Annotated in this window: 7 protein-coding genes; 6 read left to right on the forward strand and 1 reads right to left on the reverse strand. The window is 69.7% G+C overall.

All coding sequences use genetic code 11. The features are described from left to right. Both V6M46_RS07110 and V6M46_RS07115 read left to right on the forward strand, forming a co-directional pair. Positions 1-2308 (forward strand): ATP-binding protein (locus V6M46_RS07110; protein WP_332663285.1); only part of this gene is annotated, 2308 nt, incomplete at its 5' end. Positions 2309-2449: 141 nt separating this feature from the next. After that, positions 2450-2647, forward strand: coding sequence for a hypothetical protein (locus V6M46_RS07115; RefSeq protein ID WP_332663286.1), 198 nt, complete (start codon positions 2450-2452; stop codon positions 2645-2647). Here V6M46_RS07115 and V6M46_RS07120 read toward each other — a convergent pair. Then, positions 2637-3863 carry an MFS transporter gene (locus V6M46_RS07120; protein ID WP_332663288.1) on the reverse strand — a complete coding sequence of 409 codons (1227 nt, stop codon included), beginning with the start codon at positions 3861-3863 and terminating at the stop codon, positions 2637-2639. The genes V6M46_RS07115 and V6M46_RS07120 overlap by 11 nt on opposite strands. A 53-nt stretch (positions 3864-3916) precedes the next feature. On the opposite strand from V6M46_RS07120, the gene V6M46_RS07125 reads away from it, so the two are divergent. The 4 genes from V6M46_RS07125 to rpmA form a co-directional block, all read left to right on the forward strand. Further along, positions 3917-4681, forward strand: coding sequence for a TIGR03936 family radical SAM-associated protein (locus tag V6M46_RS07125; RefSeq protein WP_332663289.1), 765 nt, complete (start codon positions 3917-3919; stop codon positions 4679-4681). A 166-nt stretch (positions 4682-4847) separates the two neighbouring features. Next, positions 4848-7400 (forward strand): Rne/Rng family ribonuclease, encoded by a 2553-nt coding sequence (locus V6M46_RS07130; protein WP_332663291.1) that lies wholly within the window; start codon positions 4848-4850, stop codon positions 7398-7400. Between the two features lie 94 nt (positions 7401-7494). Further along, the gene (gene rplU / locus V6M46_RS07135) at positions 7495-7803 is read left to right on the forward strand and encodes a 50S ribosomal protein L21 (RefSeq protein ID WP_332663293.1); all 309 of its coding nucleotides are present in this window, start codon (positions 7495-7497) and stop codon (positions 7801-7803) included. Positions 7804-7815: 12 nt separating this feature from the next. Continuing rightward, on the forward strand, positions 7816-7991 hold a 176-nt coding region (gene rpmA / locus V6M46_RS07140), incomplete at its 3' end, for a 50S ribosomal protein L27 (RefSeq protein WP_332663295.1).

Here is a 7991-nt window from a genome sequence, read left to right on the forward strand (position 1 = left end):
TGGCCACCCGCTGCGCGTCTTCCTGACCGAGATCGAGCGCGGCCGGCGGGCCAAGCGCCTCGAGCTGCGCCGGCTGACCCGCGCCCAGGTGCGCAAGCAGGCGGCGTCGATCCTCGGGCGCACGCCCGGCTTCGACGTCGTCGAGAGCGTCTTCGAGCGCAGCGAGGGTGTGCCGTTCTTCGTCGAGGAGCTCGTGGGGTGCGAGGACTCGGTCCTGCCCGAGACCCTCCGCGACGTGCTGCTCGCCCGCTACGAGCGGCTCAACGAGGCGACCCAGTACTTCCTCCGGGTCGTCTCTGCAGGCGGTCAGCGCGTCGAGCACGAGCTCGTCGAGGAGGTCTTCGACCGCAGCGCCGAACACCTGGATGCGGCGGCTCGTGCGGCGGTCGTGGCCAACGTCCTGGTGGTCGATGACAGCGCCTACACATTCCGGCACGCCTTGGTGCGAGAGGCGGTGCACGGCGACCTGCTGCCGGGGGAGCGCACCCGGTTCCACGCCCGCTACGCCGAGGCGCTCGCGGCGCAAGAACCGCCCGGCGACATCACCGAGATCGCCTACCACTGGCATGCCGCAAACAACCACCACAAGGCCTTCCCCGCCACGATCGCCGCGATGCGCAGCGCCGTGGACTCCTACGCCTACGCCACGGCGGCCCAGATGGGGGAGCGGGCCCTCGAGATCTGGGACGCGATCGACCGTGCCGAGACGGTCGCCGGGATGCCGCGATCAAAGCTGATGGGCAAGGTCGCCGCCTACCTGCACACGGCCGGCGAACCCGAACGCGCCCTGGCCACCGTCACGCTCGCGATCTCGCTGGGCGAGGCCGAGGGACCGGCTCTCGCGCGTCTCCTGATGCTCCAGGCCGCTTGTCTGCACAACATTGCCAAGGTCGGTGCGATCCCGTTGTTGAGGGAGGCGCTGGGTCTCGTACCACCTGGAGCGAACGAATCGCTCCGGGCCACGATCCTCTATCGCCTCGCGGCCCGTTACATGATCGAGGGGGCCCACCCGGACGCCGTCGCCATGGCCACCCAGGCGCTCGAGCTCGCGCTGGAGCTCGGTGACCCCGAAGCGGCTTCGATGGCCTCCAACATCCGTGGTGTGGCCCGAGCCCATCGCGGTGACGTCCCGGGCGGGGTCGCCGACCTCGAGCGCGCCAAGGAGCTCGCCCAGGGCAACCCCGATGCGCTCCTGCGGTTCTGGGTCAACTACTCCGACATGCTCAACCTCCTGGGTCGCTACGACGAGTCGGTCGCGGTCGCGGACGAGGGGCTCGACCGCTCACGCGAGCTGGGCGTCGAGCGGAGCTCCGGAGCCATCCTCGCGTCCAACATGATCGATCCGCTGTTCGCACGCGGTGAGTGGGAACGCGCGACCCGCCTGCTCGACCGGGTGATGGCACTGTCGCCGCCGCTGACGTTCAGGGTCTACCTGTTCCGCTCCCAGGTCTGGTCCACGCTCTGGCGCGGCGAGCTCGAGGCCGCCGAACGGATGTACCGGCACTGGAGCCCGCACATGATGGCCCTGGCCGAGGTCGAGGTGCAGACCCGGCTCCAGTTCGTCCTGCTGGCCGGTGAGCTGGCTCTCGCCCAGGGCGACGCGGCCACGGCGTGGGGCCATCTGTCCCACGTGATCTCCGACGACTTCCATTCCAACCCCGGTCGCTCGCTCCCGATCTACGCCGAGGCGGCCCGGGCGCTGGCGCGGCTGCGCGCAACCGCGGACACCGAGGTTGACGTCGACGATGCCGAGAAGCGGCTACGCAAGGCGCTCGAGGTCGACGCATTCTGGCCGACCCACGGCGAATGGGCCGCGGTGCTCGACGCCGAGCTCGGTGGCCCGTCGCGCACCGGCGACGGCGTCACGGAGTGGCAGCGTGCGCTGGACGGGTCACCTGTGCTCCCGGCGCAGGTCGGTCCCTACCTGCGGCTGAGGCTCGCCATGGCGCTGCACGCGGCCGGCCTGCGGTCCGAGTCGGTCGCGACGCTGCAAGCGGCGATCGAGGCCGCCACGACGCTCGGGGCTGGGCTGATCGTGAGTCAGGCGCGCGCCTTCGCCGAGCGGGCCGGCCTGCCACTCGATGGGGCACCCGAGCGCCACGAGGCGGGATCTGTCGAGCTCACCGCACGGGAGCAGCAGGTCCTCGACCTGATCGCCGAAGGGCTCACCAACCGCCAGATCGGCGAGCGGCTGTTCATCAGCGCCAAGACCGCGAGCGTCCACGTCTCGGCGATCCTGCGCAAGCTCGGGGCCGCGAGCCGCACCGAGGCGGCCATGATCGCCGAACGCTCGACCATCCGCGTCTAGGCGCCCTAGGTATGTCTGAGGTACCTCAGACATACCTAGGCCGAGAACCGCCCTGGAAGTTAAGGCATCCGTCCGATGTGGGCGGGCCGCCTCAGCGACGAATGTTGGTGATGTCAAAGAGCTCCAGAAAGGGAGTCCATCATGATCACCGACTACATCGCACAGGTCGACAACCAGCAGCACGAGCGTGAGCTCGTCGAGAGGCTCGAGCGTCGCCGGGCCGCCGCAGAGCGGGTCGCCGCGGAGCGTTTCAACGGCGATCGCCTCGCCCTGATCGCCCACCTGGCTCGTACGGCGCGCGCCACCCGCGTCGTCGCCGCCCGTCCCGTCAGCTGCTGATCCGGTCGCGTGGCCCGGTCTCGAGGGTGTCCTCGAGCATCACGGGCCGCGCGACGAACCATCCGGCGACCGCGATCACCGCTGCAAGGGCCATCAGGGCCACGATCGGCGCGGTCCACGATCCGGTGGCGTCGTGCAGCACGCCGGCGCCGAGCGGTCCCATCCCGGCAAGCAGGTATCCCGGACCCTGCGTGAAGACCGACAGCGTCGTCGTGCCGGCCGCGGTGCGGGCTCGCTTGCCGATCATGGTCAGGGTCCATGTGAAGGCGCCGCCGCCCAGGCCGAGCAGGGCCGCCCACAGCCACGTCAGGGTCGTCGGCGCCAGCAGCACCCCCAGCCAGCCTCCTGCGGTCATCGCGGCGAACGTGACCGGCAGGATCGGCCGGTCACCGACCATCCGCATGAGCCACGGCAGGCCGAGAGCCAGCGGGATGCCGACCCCGCTCAACAGGCCCAGCATCGCGCCGGCCCGGGCATCGCTGAGTCCCGCGTCGGTCAGGATCTCCGGGAACCACCCGAACTGCGCGTACGCTCCGGCCGACTGCGCGCCGAAGACCGCGACCATGGCCCAGGCCAGAGGGGAGCGGACCACCTCGCGCATCGCCAGGCGCTGGGACCCCGTCGGGTCGGTTCGCACGTCGTGCCGCAAGAAGGCGAGCCACGGCAGCAGGGCGGCGAACGACAGTGCCGCCCAGAGCCCCAGTCCTTGGCGCCAGCCACCCAGGGCGCCGGACAACGGCACGGTCGAGATCGACCCGAGGGTCGCGCCGCCCATCAGCGCAGCACCGTAGAGCGCGCTCATGAGCCCGACCCGGTCGGGGAAATGCACCTTGACCAGCGGCGGAAGGATGATGTTGCCCATCGCTGCGCCGGCGAGGGCGACGGTCGTGAACGTCATGAACAGCGCCGTGCTGTCCACCACAGCGCGCAGCACGAGGCCCGCCGTGATCATCGCCAGGACGACGGCGGCCGTGCGGTGGAGGCCGAGCCCCTTGACGACACCGTGCGCACCGACGCCGAAGACGGCGAAGCAGACGACAGGGACCGCCGTGACGATCCCTGCGACCGGGGCCGACATGCCCAGGTCCTCGCGGACCGGGCCGAGCACGACGCCCAGGCTTCCCACCGCGGATCGCAGGTTGAGCGCCAGCAGGACGATGGCGGCGCCGACCAGCAGGCGACCGCCGACGGTCGGCGAAGGCGGGTGGGGGCTCACAACGCACCATCCTGCCCTGCGAGCCCTGGCCGCTGCGCGGGTAGCCTCGTCAGGTGACAACCCTCGAGGGGACGCCCAACCCCGAAGCCCCCAACCCGCAGCTGCCGATCGTGCAGAAGCTGCGCATCCGGTACGCCAAGCGCGGACGTCTGCGGTTCACGAGCCACCGTGACTTCGCCCGCGCCTTCGAGCGGGCCGTACGACGTGCCGGCATCCCGATCGGCTTCTCGTCCGGCTTCACACCGCACCCCAAGATCTCTTACGCCAACGCGTCGCCGACGGGGGCCGCGAGCGAGGCGGAGTACCTCGAGATCGGCATGACACGGCGCTGCGAGCCGGACGACGTACGCGCTTCGCTCGATGCCGCGCTGCCCGACGGCCTCGACATCGTCGACGTCGTCGAGGCGAAACCGGGGTCGCTGGCGGACCGCCTGGAGGCAAGCTCCTGGGAGATCGCCCTGCCGGGAGTCGCCCCGGAACACGCTCAATCGGCGGTCGATGCCTTCCTGGCGACCGACGAGGTGCTGATCGAACGGATGATGAAGCGGGGCCTCCGTACGCTCGACTGTCGCGACGCCGTGCTGGCCCTGTCCGCGCGTTCCGACGAGAGCCGCACAGGCCCATGTGCGATACTGGCTGTGGTTGTACGACATGACACACCGTCGATACGACCGGACGACGTTCTCGCCGGACTCCGATCCAGCGGCGGCCTCGAGCTCGAGCAGACGCCCATCGCGACTCGCTTGGCCCAGGGCCCTCTGGACACAGAGACCGGCACGGTGGGCGATCCATTTGCCTTCGACCGCGACGCATCCTGACGGGTGCCGACCGCGGCGGTGAATGTGGGAGCTGATGTGACAGACCGAAGTTCGCCGTCAACTCCCCGGCGCGTGGCGCTGGGGTTGACCGAAGGCTTAAGGCCCGCTTGCCGGGCCGCAGACGTGCCCAGGCCGATCTCGATCGGCCTCGGGCGAAGGAGAGCACATGCTCGACGACAACGAAACACCTGCTGAATCCACCACAGAAACACCGCCCGCACGACGCCGAGCCGCTGGCCGTCCCGCTGGACCGCCCGCCGCAGTCAGCTTCTCCGCACCCGTCGCGCCGCCCAAGGCCGAGGCGCCGCCCAAGGACGAGGCTCCGGCCGAGCCGAAGGCCAAGAAGAGCGCCACCAGGAAGCCGGCCAAGGACGAGCCGGATGCCAACGACGACACGCCGGACTCCGCGGACCAGGTGGACGCGCCGGCCAAGAACCCCCCGCGCAAGAGCGCGGGAGGTGCCTCCACGGCGAAGAAGAGCGCCGCCAAGAAGACCGCCGAGGACGATGCGGACGCAGCGGAGGAAGCCGCACCGGTCTCCGCGACTGCCGCGATGTTCAAGGCGCCTGAGCCGGGCGTCGCCCCTGCGCGGCCCAGGCCCGTCCAGGCCGATTCCGACAACGACTCGGACGACGAGGACGACGACGATCCCGACGCACCCAAGCGCCGCCGCCGCAGCCGTGGAGGCCGCCGTCGCCGCAAGGGCGACAACGACGGCGACGAGTCCTCGACCGACAACGACAACGAGGGCGACGACGACTCCGAGGACGACGGCAACGGCGGCACCCGTCGACGCCGTCGCCGGGCACGTGCGGGCGAAGGCGCCGACGTGTCGCCCGACGACCCCGAGAACACCGTCGTCCGCGTGCGCAATGGACGCACGGCCGAGGACGAGATCACCGGCGTTGCCGGTTCGACCCGCCTCGAGGCCAAGAAGCAGCGCCGCCGCGAGGGCCGCGAGGCCGGACGCCGCCGCGCCCCGATCGTCTCCGAGGCCGAGTTCCTCGCCCGCCGCGAGTCGGTCAAGCGCGAGATGGTCGTCCGTCAGCGCGACGACTACACCCAGATCGCGGTGATCGAGGACAACGTGCTCGTCGAGCACTACGTCGCCCGCGAGTCGCAGATCTCGATCATCGGCAATGTCTACCTCGGCAAGGTCCAGAACGTCCTGCCGAGCATGGAAGCCGCATTCGTCGACATCGGCGCAGGCCGCAATGCCGTGCTCTACGCCGGCGAGGTCGACTGGACCACGCTCGGCAACGGCAAGCAGCGCAAGATCGAGGACGCGCTCAAGCCCGGCCAGACGATCCTCGTACAGGTCACCAAGGACCCGATCGGCCAGAAGGGCGCCCGCCTGACCAGCCAGGTCAGCCTGCCCGGACGCTTCCTGGTCCTCGTGCCCGGCGGCCAGACCAGCGGGATCTCCCGCAAGCTGCCCGAGAACGAGCGCGCGCGCCTCAAGACGCTCCTCAAGGAGGTCCTCCCGGACGACACGGGCGTCATCGTGCGCACCGCCGCCGAAGGAGCGACCGAGGAGCAGCTGACCCGCGACGTCACGGCACTCACCGCGCGCTGGGAGGACATCCAGCGCAAGGTCGAGGCCGGCAAGTCGCCCGACCTGCTCTATTCCGAGCCCGACCTCATGATCAAGGTCGTGCGGGACCTCTTCAACGAGGACTTCCAGGGTCTCGTCGTCGAAGGCGACGACGCCTGGGACATGATCAAGGGCTACATCGACCACGTGGCTCCCGACCTCGCCGAGCGGGTCAAGCGCTGGGAGAACCCGGACGGCCAGGACGCCTTCACGGCGTACCGGCTCGACGAGCAGATCCACAAGGCGCTCGATCGCAAGGTGTTCCTGCCGTCCGGCGGATCCTTGGTGATCGACCGCACGGAAGCCATGACGGTCGTCGACGTCAACACCGGCAAGTACACCGGCTCCGGGGGCAACCTCGAGGAGACCGTCACCAAGAACAACCTCGAGGCCGCCGAGGAGGTCGTCCGCCAGCTCCGGCTGCGCGACATCGGCGGCATCATCGTCGTCGACTTCATCGACATGGTGCTCGAGAGCAACCGCGATCTCGTGCTCCGCCGGCTCGTCGAGTGCCTCGGCCGTGACCGCACACGTCACCAGGTCGCCGAGGTCACATCCCTCGGCCTGGTCCAGATGACCCGCAAGCGCATCGGCACGGGGCTGCTCGAGTCGTTCAGCCACGAGTGTGAGCACTGCAACGGTCGCGGCATCCTGATCCAGGAGGCCCCGGTCGAGCCCAAGAAGGACGAGCAGCGTCGTGGTGGCCGCGGCGGTCGCGGCGGCGGTGGCGGTGGCGGTGGCGGCCGCACCAACGCCAACGGCAACCAGGGCGGCAACGCCAAGGGTGGCGGCAACGACGCCGGCAAGAACGAGTCGAGCAAGAACGACGCCGGCAAGAACGAGTCGAAGAACAACGACGCCGGCACTGCGCCGGACGCCAAGAACACCGACAGCAGCGCTGTCGACGCCGCACCCGCCGAGGCAACGACGGGCGAGTCCGCGCCCGTGGTCGAGCCTGCGGCCCCGGCCAAGAAGGTCGCGCGCAAGCGTGGCTCGGCATCCAAGCCGGCAGGCCCTCCGCCCTCGGTGGAACAGGCTTCGGCACCGGCCGGCAGCACGACTTCTGAGCCTTCAGGTCAGGTCGGGGACAGCCCCGTTTTGACCAGCGAGGGTCAGGCTCCGTAAACTAGTCCTTCGGTGCGCTCTGCGTACCGTTCTCGCGCGTCCCGTTCCTCGAGCGGCCGTGCCCCCAGAGTTGAAACGAGTGAGGAATCCCGTGGTGTACGCAATCGTCCGCAGTGGCGGCAACCAGCAGAAGGTAGCCGTCGGCGACGTCATCCAGATCGACAAGGTCGCACAGGCCGAGGGCGAGACGCTGTCCCTTCCCGCGGTGCTGTTCGTCGACGGCGAGACCGTCACGGCCGACGCTGACTCGCTCGCCAAGATCACGGTGACCGCCGAGGTCCTGGGCCTCTCCAAGGGTCCCAAGATCGTGATCCAGAAGTACAAGAACAAGACCGGCTACAAGAAGCGTCAGGGTCACCGTCAGAAGTACACCCAGGTGAAGATCACCGGGATCAAGAAGTAGGGGACTGAGCACATGGCACACAAAAAGGGCGCAGCCTCCACCAAGAACGGCCGCGACTCCAACTCACAGCGCCTCGGCGTCAAGCGCTTCGGCGGTCAGCTCGTCAACGCCGGCGAGATCATCGTCCGCCAGCGTGGCACGCACTTCCACCCCGGCACCAACGTCGGCCGTGGCGGCGACGACACGCT

Source organism: Aeromicrobium sp. (assembly GCF_036676885.1).
Classification (GTDB): domain Bacteria; phylum Actinomycetota; class Actinomycetes; order Propionibacteriales; family Nocardioidaceae; genus Aeromicrobium.